Raw genomic sequence first — 15136 nt, forward strand, 5'->3', positions numbered from 1 at the left:
TCATAAACTTGTATTATTTCACTACATCGTTCCTTTCAACATTCCATTCCAGTACATTATTGGCAGCAGATTTTTCTTCACAATATACATACTGCTTCTTTCTTTTGATTGGTCAATTGGAAAAGTTTCCTGTGGATTTTTATCATAATCAAATTCCGCCATCACTAATTTGTTGACACCTGTCACCAATGGACAGGATGTATAACCATCATATTTTGCTTTCATCTGTCTGCCATTCATAATAGAAAGAATATTTTCAGCAACTACAGGGGCTTGTTTACGTATAGCTGCTCCTGTTTTAGACGTTGGAAGACCAGATGAATCACCAGCACTAAATATATTTTGGAACGTTTTATGTTGAAGTGTGTAAGGATCAACATCCACCCAACCAGCTGCATCTGCAAGCGGGCTGGCCGCAATAAAGCTGGGAGCCCCCATTGGCGGCGTAACATGGATCATGTCATAATTAACTTCCATTTTTTTATTTGTTTCTATATTTTCAAAGACCGCTAATTTATTCTCCCCATCTATTTCAATCAAATCTGTCATATAAGTGGTTTCGATACCTTTTCGATCAATAACCTGTTCTAATGTTTTCGCATAGGTCGGAACTGCAAAAATATTACCTGTACCAGAAATAAATTGTATGTTTGTTTTTGCGCGGACACTAGATTTGTTGAAATAATCATCTGCCAGGTACATAATTTTTTGTGGAGCTCCCCCGCACTTAATTGGGGTGCTCGGTTGAGTAAATATGGCGTTTCCACCTGAAAAGTTTCTAATATTTTCCCAAGTGCTTTCCACGAACTCGGGTGAGTAATTACTGCAGACACCATTTTTTCCAATTGCTTCTTTCAGCCCTTTAACTCTGTCCCACTTTATTTCAATACCAGCTGCTACAACTAGAAAATCATAATTAATCTGTGAGTGTGCATCTGTTATAACTGAATTTGTATCTGGGATAAATTCTGTCACATTTTCTTTAATCCATTGAACGCCGTCAGGCATAAGGGTTTCCTGTTTTCGATGAGAATCTTCTAATTTAGATTGACCGCCGCCAACTAACGTCCATAAAGGCTGATAATAATGGTCCTCTGAAGGATCAATAATCATTATATTTTCTTTTAAATAAGGTGCATTTCGAATGATTCGAGATGCAATGGAAATCCCCGCTGAACCCGCACCAACAATAACAATTTTTGAAAATTTACTTTCACTCAATTTTTCTCCCTCCTAATTAGTCGTTTTAAAGATAGGTTGAAAAAATTCTACTTAATTAATCAAAGCTTCTCAGGTTACATTACTTTGATCAGCTTTATCTGAGAAATCGATTAATCATAAATTTGCTGTTATTATTATCCTACTATATAAAAACCTTTATAAATTATAGAAGAATGTTATGGGCCATAATATTTTATTATTCTTTAAAGGAAAAACCGTTTTCACAATAAAACCCGGTTTAAAAATACATTTGGCTCTTTAGGTTACATTGTCAATGCCAGCTCTAAATCAAGCTCTAACAGTACTTTCAAAAGGCATCAGACAGTATATATTATATTGTGAGTTAAACTTATCTCGACATCGGAAAAGTGCGAAAAGAAAATTTGACAAGCCTTATACAATTAACGATTTATTAATAGAGGATTCCATATTCTTTTCTCAAACGTATTAAATGGACATGCTCATGTAGATATCTATATTGGAAATAATCAGTTTATCTATGCAGACACAACTACTGGTGTAGCTGCTTTATCCTTACATATCTCTTACTAAAGCTCAGATTCTGATAATTATAAGGGTTCATTAATTTCACTTCATAAAAAAAATCTGTACCATTGCTATTTTCCTTCATAGCTGGATACAGATTTCCCCTGATATTTTCCTGATTTCGAAAAATACTTATTTTTTGTCTCTCCCCTTAAAAATACTATTTTGAGTATAACTGTACAAACTTTAAACTCATCCCATATTAACAGGAGTCATTTACATACTGCCTGTCCTCCACAATAGACTTTGGGAACTTCAGACCTTCTCTATATGTAAAAAATAATAGATTAAAAGTTAGATTTCCGATCTTTTAAAAATTGAGTAAATAAATTGATGCTATTTTTGGGAAATCTTGTTGTTCTTTTTACAATCCATAAATCTCTAGAAATAGTTATATTCGAAATAGGCATTTGTGTAACAGCCCCTAATTCAAGTTCATGCGCCACAGAAAGTTTAGGGATTATTCCAACACCAAGACCAGATTCAACGCCGCAGATAATTGCCTGGGTACTCCCAAGTTCTAAATAATGTCGTATTTCTTCCAAAACATTATTTTCTGCAAATACCGATTCTATAATTTTTCGCGCACCTGCATCCTTTTCCCTTAAAAGGAGCCTTTCCTCCGTTAAATCTTCTATATTTATCCTCTCTTGATTTTTCCAGCGGTGGTTTTTCGGAATTATCAGTATCAGCTCATCTTTGGCAAATTTCTCAATGTGAAAATCTTTATGCATAACCTTCCCTTCTACTAAAGCGATATCGATTTCAGAACTTTCTAATTTAGAGATGATGGTAGGTGTATTTCCGATAGCTAAACTAAATTCAATATTTCTGTATTTTTTTTGAAACTTACCTAACACTTTTGGCAGAAGATATTCTCCGATTGTTAAGCTGGCTCCAACATGTAATGTTTCCTCTTTATCATTAGATATATTGCCCATTACTTCTTGAGAACGTTTATAGTATTCAACGATTTCCTTAGCGTATGGATATAATTTAGAACCTGCATTTGTAACACGTATTGTACCGCCATCCCGATCAAACAAAGCAACACCATAATGATTTTCCATTTGTCGTATTTTACTCGTTACTGCGGGCTGCGTTACAAAGCTTGATCGAGCTACTTGGCTAATACTGCCCTGTTCAATTACCTTACAAAACATTTCCAAGTTATCTATATTCACAGTAATAACCACCTTTTCCATAGTGAGATTCAAGAAAAGACATTTTAAAATCATATTTGCTAAAATTCTTTATGTCTATGCGTATAATTAGTGTTAATACTCTTTAACATAATTATTCATTTATCTCACTATGTAATTTCTATAAAAATTTCTTTATCCATTTTTATTATTTTCTTACTGGATAAACATAAGCTACAAAACGGTTTGGAGCATTACTAACCATATGAAATGGTTAACAGGAAGTTAAAACAAGAACTATCGTGTCTTCCTGCAATCGTTTATTTCAGATTTTCTCCAGTTACCATAAATAAAGGGGATGTTTTTTAACATTCAATGCAATTAGTTTATCAATTATCATTCTCTCTATTAAAGGTTATTATATATTTCAGGAGAAAGGAATAATAAGCCAAAAAGTATGTATATGCCCTTCCGTATGGACGCCTATTTTCCCGTGGTGCCGTTCAATAATTTCCTTTGAAATCGCAAGCCCTAAGCCGGATCCCCCAAATTCACGTGACCTGGAAGTTTCTACACGATAAAATCTTTCAAAAATCCGTTCTTTATCTTTTTCTGGAATCTTTCTTCCAGGACCTGTTATAGAAATTTTATATTCATCAGCGTTTTTTTCTCCTTTTATGGTAATTGGCCCTGCGCCTTCATAATAACGAATGGCGTTATCTATTAAATTGCTGATAACCTGAGAAATACTTGTACGATTTATAACAGCTGTACCTTGATGGGCATCAATCTCTATATCAATATGCTTCTTTTTCAAGGACCACTGAAATATTTTAATTGATCTTTCAATGAATTCTTGCATATCTATTGGTTCTTTTTCGTAAAAAGAATATGCTTGCATATCGTCCCATTCCTTTAACTGTTCCATTTGTTCAACTAACTGTGTTAACTTTGACGATTCTGCATAAAGAGATTGGTATAATTTCTTATCTCCTTCCATGACTCCGTTTTGTAGGGCAAGTAAATAACCATTTAAGTTTGTTAACGGTGTACGAAATTCATGAGATAAATCAGATACAAGATTTGTCCTATGCTGTTCATTGGTTTCTAATTGTTGAACCAAATCATTAAAATGACGGATTAATTCACTTACTTCTCCATCTCCCTTTACATAAATGGAGCTTGGGTACTGCCCTTTTTTCATTTCTTTTGTAGATTGGATTAATTCTTTTAAAGGCTGGATCATTTTTTTTGTTAAATAAAAATGAATCAAACTGCCTACAATAACAGCAGAAACACTAAACAACCATAAGTATTGAAAAAGCGTTGCTTGGAATTGACTCTGCTTTTGAGCAGTCATCGAGGTTAGTCCATCTGCCAGCGTACAAGCTGTATTATAAATTGCCCAGCTGCTAAACATTACAAAAGCTACAATTATGATGATATTGATAAATGTCAATTGAAATAAAAAACGTCTTGGAAGAAAACTCCTCCCCCATTTATTCTGTAACAAATTTATACCCCATTCCTCGAACTGTCATAATACGCTTTGGAGATGCAGGATTCTCTTCAATTTTTTTACGCAACTTTTTGATGTGGGCATCAATGGTTCGGTCGGATACTAATTTATCTGCATAAGGATATAATTGCTCCATTAAACTTTCCCTGGAAATCACTATATTAGGATTTTCCATAAAATAGTACAAAAGATGAAATTCATGCTTGGTTAACTCTAATTGCGTATTAAATAACAATACTTCCCCTTTTCGAGGCTTAATACAAAGCCCATTGTAAGCAATTTTTTGGCAAAACTGTCCTGTACGGCGAAGAACTGCTTCTATATGAGCAAGAAGCTCATCCGGGTCAAAAGGTTTTACTAAATAATCGTCTGCTCCCATCTTTAACCCATTAATCTTATCTTCTGTACGTGATTTGGCTGAAAGCATAATAATAGAAACCTCATTACGTTCTTGTTCACGAATCCACAAACAGAATTCTTCGCCGCTTAACTTTGGAAGCATAAGATCTAGAATAATAAGACAAGGATGTTCCGTTAAAAAAACCGCTTTTGCCTCTTCTCCGTCTGCAGCTGTAAAAACTTCATAATCCGCTTTTTGTAGATAAATACGGATAAGTTCACGTATCATTTTGTCATCCTCAACAACTAATACTGTCTGCTTCATCCCCATTCCTTCTTTCTAATCTTTTATAAAAAATTACTTCATTTTCTCAAACTCTTGAACCATAAAATCATAGTTCAAAGAACCAAAGGCTTTAAATGCCACTACTCCATTTGAGTTTATCATATATGATGTGGGTATTGGTTGAATCATATATTGTTCGGCGACTTCTATTTTCTCATCCAGTAAAATTGGAAACGTTAATTCGTATTCATTTACAAAATCCTGCACCTGCTGCAGATTATTTTCTGTCTCTGTTAAATTAACTGCTAAAATAACAATATCCTTGTCCTGATAAAAGGCTTCCATATCCGGCATTTCCGCTCTGCATGGCGGACACCACGTCGCCCAGAAATTAATCATTACTTTTTTCCCTCGGTAATCAGATAACTTCACTGTTTCACCTGCCAGCGTCTGGAGTTCAAAATCTGGTGCCATATTTCCAACCTCCAGACCGACTTCCGTGTTTTCTCCTGCCGCCGAGTCCCCCTCTTCATTATCTGCTGCTTCTAATTGCTCTCTCACGTCTTCCTCTACACTGCTATTCTCTTCTACAGGCACAAATTCATCCGTGGATTGTCTGCTGGAATCTATAAAATCATACAGTGCCCACCCAATCATTCCTACAATAATCATAGTGAAAATCCATTTTTTCATTACAACGCTCCTCCTCTTAGCCTAACCTAGACAACCAAGTATCCTCTACCAAATCAAGTAAAAAACCTGAAATAAAAGGCATCCATCCAAAGAACAAAACAATACCCATGATAATCATCATTATTGCTCCAATTTTCATAATGATATTACTATGCCGGACAATCCACCTTGTTTTTCCTATAAACAAGGTCAGAACAAGAAATGGAATTGCAAAACCGATAACATATAAAAAAGTGTAGAATATTCCCTGACCAGGATTGCTTGCAGCTAAAAATAATATAGACCCAAAAATCGGCCCAATACAGGGTGTCCAACCGGCAGCAAAACCTAACCCTACAAAAAATGTGCCGACATATCCCGCTTGTTTTTTTCTTGAATGAAAACGATGCTCTCTCATTAAAAAAGGTATATTTATCCATCCTGCTATAAATAAACCCATAATGATAATAAAAATACCTGCTATTCTTTGTATAAATAATCCCGAATCTCCAAACAGCAAATTCTGTACCCATTGTCCCAGAAGAGAAGCTCCTGCTCCCAAACTAATGAACACCAGCAAAACTCCTAATAAAAAAAGCAAAGAATGAGCAAATAGTTGACGAAGAATTTGAACATTCTTGTTTCCCTGTAACTCTTTTACACTAATTCCAGTTATGTATGACATATAGGCTGGAAAAATCGGTAATACACAGGGGGATAAAAAAGATAATACGCCTGCCCCCATTGCTAAAAACATACCAGTAAGCAGCATTGTATCTGCTTCAATCATACTCATTGTTTAAACCCTCGCTTTGTTTTATAGAATAAATTGGATAATGCTAAAACAATAATAAAAAAGATACTAATAAACCATGGGTCCATCATATAACCAAAAACCGTTACGAAAGGCTGCATGAAAGATAAGGTTATTATACCGAGCGACCAGCTGCCCAGGATAATAAGCAACAATAATTTTATTTGAATCCGTTCCCTGAGGAAAAAGTATAAAATTATTAGAACAGAGAGCAGTAATAAGTATCCGAATGCATATACATTATCTTTTAAAATAATTTCAAGAAATTCGTATAAAAAAGAAGCAACTAAAAATACATGTACAAAGGATTCCATAAAAGGACACAAATCCAATTTCTTTTGTTTATCCTTATAAATCAGCATAATAATACTTGCAAACACTGCAAAATAAAAAGCCATTGAATTAGCAGGATAAGCCAGTATTGTTAATGGATCAGACAGGAAACTGGAAAGATTTAGTATGATTTTCCCTGCCCACATAAAGAGAACAAAATTAATTAGTTGGGATACGATTTCTGCTATATGCTTTTTCTTCATTTTTATAGGCAGGTTACTCATGATATAAAATGAAAGGCACCCTACCAAAAAGCTGGCAGCAATGATTCCTGCCGCAATTAATTTACTTGCTATCACCATTCAGATACTCCTCCATTTCAAACGCTCTCCTTTCCTATCGTACTTGTTTAATGTGAAAATTTGATGAAAGGATTTAAAATAACTTTTCATAATAAAACGGGTCTAATTTTTTTAGTTTCAGCAAAATGTCTGCAATAAAATAAGTAAACTCAAATGCGTGTAGTTACTGTGAAATATTCTGTGAAAAGGTTTCAAACATAAAAAATACCTCTTTAATTTAGGTTAGTTAATTTATCCATACCCGCTTTCAAAACAAAACCTAAATTTACAGAGGGAACCGTTCCAACGTATTTATCTTGGGTGATTCTTTTTATAATCAAAATAGGGGTGCTGCATAATCAATTAACTGATTATGCAGCACCCCTATTTTTTATTTTTAATGATTTATAATTGTCTTTCTGGGACACTTAACACTTCAGCAAGGCTTTCCACATATTTTATTGCTGTTTCAGCTGCTATACTTCCATCCCCGGTCGCTGTTACAATTTGCCGAAGATTTTTTGCTCTAATATCACCAGCAGCAAAGATTCCAGGGATTTCTGTCTCCATATTTTCATTGGTAAGAATATACCCTGTATCATCTGTAATACCCAATTCTGTAAACGGGTCATTTAATGGAAGCATCCCAATATAAATAAATATCCCATTTGTATTAAAGTCATAGACTTCATCAGACTTCATATTTTTTAAAGTAATACTGCTTACTTTTCCATCTGTTTCATTAAATTTTTCTGGAACAGTATCCCAAATGAAATTAATTTTTTCATTATCAAATGCGCGCTGCTGCAGAATTTTTTGGGCGCGAAGCTGATCACGTCGATGGATAATAGTGACTTTATTTGCGAATCGAGTTAAATAAACACCCTCTTCAATTGCAGAGTCTCCTCCACCTATAACAACGATATCCTTCTCCTTAAAGAATGCACCGTCACATACTGCACAGTAAGATACACCGCGCCCTCCAAGCTCTTCCTCACCAGGAACACCAATTTTTTTGTATTGGGCTCCAGTCGCAATAATTAAAGATTTTGTACGATATTCTTTTTTTCCAGCATGGATAATCTTATAACTTCCATGATTCTCAATGGACTTGATATCCCCGTATGCATATTCTGCTCCGAATTTTTTTGCATGCTCAAACATTTTATTCGATAAATCGGGTCCTAAAATATGCTCATATCCGGGATAGTTTTCCACGTCCTCTGTATTTGCCATTTGACCGCCAGGAATTCCTCGTTCTAACATTAAGGTATCTAAATTTGCACGAGACGCATAAACAGCTGCTGTCATTCCAGCAGGTCCTGCACCGGCAATAATAACATCATACATTTTTTCTTCAGACATTTAATTTCCTCCTTAAATAAAAAATAAGTTCATTCATCCCCTCTTTCTAGAGAGGCACTCCTATGAATGTTTCCTAAATAAAATCTCTCGTTTATTTTATATTCAATTGAATAATTAAATATAAAATAAAAAAATATACTGTCAACATGATTGCTTTATTTAGTAAAATAATACTGTGCTGACAACTAAAACTAATCCTGCAATAAATTGAATTAATGTTATTTTTTAGAAGCTGCCAAGATGGCAGCTTCTATCTTATTAATTAACGTAAAATAATTATTTCTAATGACTTACGTTTAAATATTTATCCCATTCATAAACACTGTCTTCCATACTGAAAGCTGTAAAGCCATTTTCCTTTAGCTTTTGTGCCGCCATAGCAGAAGCTGCACAAAATTTCCCCCGGCAGTATACAATAATTTCATTATCCTTTGGTAATTTTTGAAGATATACATCTAAACGATCCTCTGGTACAGAAATAGCCCCTTCAATATGCCTGTAATTAAATTCTTCTTCTGTTCTTAAATCTAAAAGTGTAATATTATCTTTTTCTAATTTTTCATATAACTCTTCCAACATAAGTACGTTAACATCATCAATATTCTCTAAAAAATCCCTTTTTATTTGATTAATATCAGAAAGATGATTTTCACTAATCTTCCATAAAGAATTTAAAAAATCAGCAACGGAGTCATCGGAAAGTGAGTAGTATGCATAAGTCCCTTTTTTTGTAAACTTTACTAATTTAGAATCATTTAGAACTTGAAGATGACGGGACACATTTGCAATGGCCATCCCGGAAAGTTCAGCCAGTTTTTCCACTGTTTTTGGTCCATGTGTTAATAAACTTAATAATTCAAGACGTTTATCACTAGAAAGGCTTTTCCCAATTCTTGATAACTGTTTATATAATTGATCTTTATATTCTGTTGCAGATAATAGAGATTCCCTCATACTCATCACCTTTTCATGAAGTGTATTTAAATTGATATTAGATTAAAATAGAATGATACAGCCAAGTATAAATGTAAATTTCACCATATCAACTATTCAATTGTTTAATTGAATTATATAGTGAAAAAGATTTTTAGTCAAGTGTTACCTCAGCTTTACCGCGTTAATAAGAGTTTTTTTAATAAGTACAATTTTTCTAAGAAAATTAAAAAAAGTTTTTCGTTGTATTCTTACAAAGTGAGAATGAATTAAAGTTGATTTAACATATACTCTAAAATTTCATAGTCCATCCATTACTGCAAACAAAAATAGAGACTTCCATTCTTCCTGTGAAGTCTCTATTTTAAAACTCTTAGATTTGCGCCCTGGCCTGCTGAATCAATGACTATGCCCATGATGGTGATGCTCTTCCATCACATACTCTGCCTGACACATAATTGTATCTTCATGAGGATGCTCCCCTGTTTCTACTTGAATCGTGACATGACCGATATTCTCTTGCTCCAATTCATGCTCAATTTTCCGGAGCAGCTGCTGACTTTCTTCCACAGTCATCTGGCCATCGACAATAATATGGCAGGAAAGCACATTCTGTCCGCTGGTTACACTCCATACATGCAGGTCATGAATTCCCTCGACACCATCTATATCACTCATTTTTTGAACGACATTTTCTAAATTCACGTTGGCAGGGGTCCCTTCCATCAATACATGGATAGAGGCTTTCGTTACCCGCCAGCCGCTTACTAAAATAAGCAATGCTACCAGCACACTTGCCACCGTATCTGCCCAAGTCCATTGAAAGAAAATGATAAGAAGTGCTGCAATAATCGCACCTACTGATCCTAATAAATCACCTAAAACATGAAGGAAAGCAGCTCGCATATTCAAATTATTTTCTGTATCTCCGCCGCGCAGCATGATAAATGCTACAATAATATTGACAAGTAAACCAATAACAGCAATGATTAACATTCCCGTGGAAGCTACTTCCGGCGGATCAAACAATCGCTGATAACCTTCATAAAAAATATAGATGGATACAATAAGTAATGTGGCACCATTGATGACCGCTGCCAGTATTTCAAAGCGCTTGTATCCATATGTCTTCCCGTAATTGGCAGCTCTTTCTCCCAATTTAAAAGCAATTAATGCAATTAATAAAGAGATGGAATCACTCAGCATATGTCCCGCATCGGCTAAAAGAGCTAAGCTGTTTGTCAGCAAACCTCCAATAACTTCTATAACCATAAACGCCGTGATAACAAGAAAACTAATCAGCAGCGTCTTTTTGTTTGCACCATGTGTATGATCATGGCTGTGATGATCGTGTCCCATGCTAAAACCTCCTTTATGTTTATATTCATATATACGCATATAGTTCGCTTGCAGAAATCTTCCGCCTGCCTTCTAATTTAAGAAGTACCGCTATTTTTTTGGATATATCTTTTCATCATTAGGTTAGTATGTAATCATATACAAATATTAAAACGATTACTTTTATAACATCAATGGTTTTGATACTAACTATGACAAGCATGGTCTATCATTTGTTTTAATATCAGCATAACGTGCTCATCATCATGAGAATAGTAAAGCGTGGTTCCTGCCCGGCGATATTTCACAAGCCGAAGATTCTTCAAAAATCGCAATTGATGAGATACGGTCGATTGCCTGATATCCAACGTATCTGCAATTTCATTAACGGAACATTCTTTTTGAAAAAGCAGATGAAGAATTCGGACTCTTGTCGGGTCTCCTAATGCTTTAAAGGTCTGTGTAACGATAAATAATGTTTCTTCATCGATTTCCTTAGAAGGACTATTTTCAAACTCCAGCTCTTCCATTGTTTTATTGGCCTCCCTTTTAACTGTTGTTACTTATTAATTTGCTTATATGAACATATTAACATATAACCATTTAACTTTCAATGAGAAGCCTTTTTGTATCCTTCTTTTTAGAAGGCATTAAATACAAAAAGGCAGCTCCCATCACCCATTCAGCAAATTCCCTGTTTTCAGCAGGTGGTGATATGTAGCACCTACCATCCCTGAGTGATTTTTAAAATAACAGGTGTTGATTTCTAACCAATCCTCATTTAATTCATATGCTTTTAACTGTGATTTTAATTCACTAATAAACGAATCACGATTAGAAATTCCTCCTCCTATTAATATTTTTGCTGGATTAATAATATAAAAAATATGATATATTAAATTCGCAATATGATCATAAAACGTGGATATAATTTCTATTGCGTCTGCATCGCCCTCATCAAAGGCTTGAAACACCGCTTCTCCAGTTACTTGGCTTAGCGGAATTTCTTTTACAGATGAAAATTGTTTTCGTATAACTGCCATCGTAGCTTTAAGATTTAAGGAATTACTGAAAAGGTTCGGTGTTTTGTCCGGGCTGGTTTTCATATATCCAAATTCACCTGCGCGGTGCGAGACACCTCTATATAACTGATTATTAAGAAATAAGGCTCCTCCGATGCCGGTGCCAATGGTCATACAAACAAAATCGGTATCCTCCCGAGCATTCCCCAGCCATTTTTCTGCATAAGCCACGCAATTAACATCATTTTCAATCGTAACAGGAATAGACAGCTTTTCATCCAGATAGGATTTCATATTGAAATGATCAAAATCTCTATATGCTCCACCATTTTCAATGTAGCCGCTTTCCGCATCAATAAAGCCTGGAGCGCTGATTGCCAGCCCATTGATTTCGTTGTATTTAGAAGAGGCAATCTCTACAATCTTGTCCAGTACAAAGTTACCGTTTGTATTTTTTGAAGAGAATAATTCTACTTCTAATATATCTCCCTGTTCATTTAATATGCCATATTTTATTTCCGTACCACCTATATCAAATGCTAAATACTGCTTCATTATAAATCCCCCAATATGAACTTATATCAAACGATGCTATTCTACAATTTTGTAATATAATTACTTCCCCTGCAAGTTCCTTATACATTACGAATAAATTCTTATTGCATTTCTTGCTTCTTTTGCTTGATACAGAGCCAAATCCGCCCTGGCAAACCACTGCGAGATATCTACTCCCTCTTTATATACCGCCATTCTTTCCCTGGTGCGAAATGCGTTTAGAATACATCACTGCCGTACCAATCGCGAGAAATATCACATTCAGAATGCTTAGTACGGCAATAAACCTCCAAATATAGATTGGAACAGACGTGCTAAGCAAATCCGTCCGGACAATAATAAGGCTGAGAAGGCATTCTATAATAAAAGTAAAAATCACCAGCCAAATGGATAATTTATAATGAAACCAGAGCCAGTCCTTATCCAGCCTTGCATATTCCTTTTCAATTTCAGGAATACTGGTGGCATTTTTTTCGTCTGGATCTAACGTTATTGTATTCTGTCCCATAGCTGCCCTCACACTTTAATTATCTTTTTCTGCCATGAAGCAGGTCCAACGTATATGAAAAATTCCATTAGATACTAAGAAGCTATCACGCTTTTCACTAACGTCTAAAAACTGCAGAGATAATGATAATTTAGTTTATTTTAATCAAATTAGTTCTTATTTCATATTAGCATATATGGAAAAAATAGTTGTAATTTTTGTTTTTTATCCAGTGATTCAAATTAAAAACAGCCTTTATACTTTTTGTTGTTGAATTATAAAGACTTTCTTTGAATTTCTCTAAAGCTTCTAGAATTTTTTATACATATCAAACTGCAGAAGCATTAAAACCATTGGGAAGCTATCATTAAAAAACAATGAACTGCAAAGCAAAACCATTTGTCAGCGGATACGCTTTTTGTTGCGCCGCTTTACCAGCTTGGAAATTAGTAAATAAATGACAATTCCTGTGCTCGCACCACCACTATCAATCAAGACATCTCTCACCTCTCCGGATCTCCCGGGGATAAATAACTGATGCACCTCATCTGTGATGGCATACAGAATACAAATCAACAAGGCAATACCTATACCTCGCTTGCCAAATACACCGCTTCTTCTTAATCCGTTCAAAACGAGAATGCCCAGTATTAAATAAGCAAAAAAGTGCGCATTTTTTCTAATGATATGATGCAGCTCTTCTATATGGAACTGGAATGAAGAAGCAAGATTCTCCAAGGTGTTTATAATTATTTCGGTAATTCCTGAACTGAGTTCATTGGAAATGGCAGCAGGCTGATGGGATAAATAAAAAATAAGCGCCATCCAAAATATCACTGCCGCCCAGGAGAAGATTTTGTACATGTAACTAGCTCCTTATATATGTGTTTTATCTGCATGAAACATGCACTTATTCAAGTGGCACCTTTCTAAAGCGTATCAGACGGATACTACTCGCTTCTTATGTATGAGAAAAATAATAAATGGTAACCCCTTTAAGAAAGGAATTATTTCCCTTAAACTTTCTATAATAATGTTTTTACAGAAACCTTTTGCGCACTCCAGCCAAGGCTTTTTGCCCAAGCCCGCATCTCAGACTTTTCCAGCCTATCTTCGCTTTCATAAATAGTTCCTAAAAAATTGGCAAATCCGCTTAAGCCGCCAACATCATCACATACGGAGATACCTTGTTTATGAATACAAACTGGTTTATGCTTATCCAAAACCATTGCTTCTGCTTCCGCCAACTCCTCTTGATCTATCAAATTTCGATGTAATAAATCCGCACAATCCTCATATTTGGTGATTTTTACCGTCCAATCATCTCCAAAATCATACTGATAAATGAGTTCATCTGTTACGGGAAACAATTCATTGTCCTGTATTTCTTCCGTTTTCGCAGCGATTACCTTATCCACTTCCAGACGCTCCAGCAAGTTTTCTACATCCCCCTCTAAAGTAAACGCTGAGCGCATTTCAGCAAGAGTTAATTCAACTAATGGCGCTTTCCGGATAGTTCTCATTTCTGTATCAGGATTTTGCTTTTTCCGTTCCAGATAATCCGTAAATGATTCTTTCACTTCAATCATTGTAAAATAATTTAACATTTCCTTCATATCCTGCTTCGCTATTTCCGGCTGCTCCAGTGTCCCCTTATATATGAAAGGCCCTGTATACTTCTTCCTCAACCATGTATGGATACTTCCACTTTTATAATCTTCGTCCCAAAAAAGATCACTTTCTGCTTCAGAAGGAGGTTGAAATAGCGTACCTACTAAATCAGACCAGCCCTTTACCGTGCCTCCGGTCAGTTTCTGAAATACAGGATCAGGAAGTTGAAATTTGCGCAGATGCGCATTTTGCCATCCAAATAGTTTTTGAATTGCATAATGAAGGTTGTGCAGCGGCATATCAGATGGAATCAGAATGTCTCGGGATATTGATCCACCAGTTAAAGTCTCCCCATACCGATTCAGCATTCTTTTTTCATAATCCGACAAATAAGCGTCTGTTAATTCCAGATGCAGACGTACGGGGGTAAAGTTTTTATTTGACTTGTCCATATTATTTTTCCTCCTTCTTTTAAATAGATTAAATTATATAGAGAGCTCTAATATTAACGCTTTTCTATCATCACATGATAAAATACGCTATCATTATGATAATAAAAAAGATTATTATTCCTGTAGGAGTTTTTAATAAATTCCCAATAATAACCAGATCCTTCATCACATGATGTCATTATAGCATTCACAAAAGGAACGTTCCTACGATTGTTATTTA

15 protein-coding genes are annotated in these 15136 nt (G+C 35.1%); all 15 read right to left on the reverse strand.

The window, feature by feature from the left end:
- Positions 1-21: 21 nt before the first annotated feature.
- On the reverse strand, positions 22-1221 hold the full coding sequence (locus ACFO3P_RS12840; protein ID WP_042533217.1) for an FAD/NAD(P)-binding oxidoreductase: 1200 nt from the start codon (positions 1219-1221) through the stop codon (positions 22-24).
- An 833-nt stretch (positions 1222-2054) separates the two neighbouring features.
- Complete coding sequence (locus ACFO3P_RS12845) at positions 2055-2951, reverse strand: LysR family transcriptional regulator (protein ID WP_289585315.1); 897 nt, start codon at positions 2949-2951, stop codon at positions 2055-2057.
- A 385-nt stretch (positions 2952-3336) separates the two neighbouring features.
- Entirely contained in the window at positions 3337-4422 is a 1086-nt protein-coding gene (locus ACFO3P_RS12850; RefSeq protein ID WP_212928294.1) for a sensor histidine kinase, read from the reverse strand.
- Complete coding sequence (locus tag ACFO3P_RS12855; protein WP_042533208.1) at positions 4409-5092, reverse strand: response regulator transcription factor; 684 nt, start codon at positions 5090-5092, stop codon at positions 4409-4411. The genes ACFO3P_RS12850 and ACFO3P_RS12855 overlap by 14 nt, the downstream gene beginning before the upstream one ends.
- 33 nt (positions 5093-5125) lie before the next feature.
- A complete protein-coding gene (locus tag ACFO3P_RS12860; RefSeq protein WP_042533206.1) occupies positions 5126-5746 on the reverse strand; it encodes a peroxiredoxin family protein in 621 nt (206 codons plus the stop codon).
- 16 nt (positions 5747-5762) lie between these two features.
- A complete protein-coding gene (locus ACFO3P_RS12865) occupies positions 5763-6521 on the reverse strand; it encodes a cytochrome c biogenesis CcdA family protein (protein WP_289585314.1) in 759 nt (252 codons plus the stop codon).
- Complete coding sequence (locus ACFO3P_RS12870; protein WP_042533201.1) at positions 6518-7174, reverse strand: hypothetical protein; 657 nt, start codon at positions 7172-7174, stop codon at positions 6518-6520. The genes ACFO3P_RS12865 and ACFO3P_RS12870 overlap by 4 nt, the downstream gene beginning before the upstream one ends.
- Before the next feature lie 384 nt (positions 7175-7558).
- On the reverse strand, positions 7559-8518 hold the full coding sequence (trxB, locus tag ACFO3P_RS12875) for a thioredoxin-disulfide reductase (protein WP_042533199.1): 960 nt from the start codon (positions 8516-8518) through the stop codon (positions 7559-7561).
- Positions 8519-8800: 282 nt separating this feature from the next.
- Positions 8801-9472, reverse strand: a complete 672-nt coding sequence (locus ACFO3P_RS12880; protein ID WP_212928293.1) for an ArsR/SmtB family transcription factor — start codon at positions 9470-9472, stop codon at positions 8801-8803.
- A 378-nt stretch (positions 9473-9850) separates the two neighbouring features.
- Positions 9851-10810 carry a cation diffusion facilitator family transporter gene (locus tag ACFO3P_RS12885; protein ID WP_042533195.1) on the reverse strand — a complete coding sequence of 320 codons (960 nt, stop codon included), beginning with the start codon at positions 10808-10810 and terminating at the stop codon, positions 9851-9853.
- Between the two features lie 185 nt (positions 10811-10995).
- The gene (locus ACFO3P_RS12890) at positions 10996-11319 is read right to left on the reverse strand and encodes an ArsR/SmtB family transcription factor (protein ID WP_042533193.1); all 324 of its coding nucleotides are present in this window, start codon (positions 11317-11319) and stop codon (positions 10996-10998) included.
- Positions 11320-11463: 144 nt separating this feature from the next.
- Positions 11464-12366, reverse strand: coding sequence for an ROK family protein (locus tag ACFO3P_RS12895; protein WP_042533191.1), 903 nt, complete (start codon positions 12364-12366; stop codon positions 11464-11466).
- A 181-nt stretch (positions 12367-12547) separates the two neighbouring features.
- Positions 12548-12874, reverse strand: coding sequence for a hypothetical protein (locus ACFO3P_RS12900; RefSeq protein WP_289585313.1), 327 nt, complete (start codon positions 12872-12874; stop codon positions 12548-12550).
- 381 nt (positions 12875-13255) lie between these two features.
- Positions 13256-13717 (reverse strand): VanZ family protein, encoded by a 462-nt coding sequence (locus tag ACFO3P_RS12905; RefSeq protein WP_042533187.1) that lies wholly within the window; start codon positions 13715-13717, stop codon positions 13256-13258.
- Positions 13718-13878: 161 nt separating this feature from the next.
- On the reverse strand, positions 13879-14916 hold the full coding sequence (locus tag ACFO3P_RS12910; protein ID WP_379542442.1) for an IS1096 element passenger TnpR family protein: 1038 nt from the start codon (positions 14914-14916) through the stop codon (positions 13879-13881).
- Positions 14917-15136 lie beyond the last annotated feature (220 nt).

This window comes from Oceanobacillus aidingensis, assembly GCF_042654105.1.
Classification (GTDB): Bacteria; Bacillota; Bacilli; order Bacillales; family Amphibacillaceae; genus Oceanobacillus; species Oceanobacillus oncorhynchi.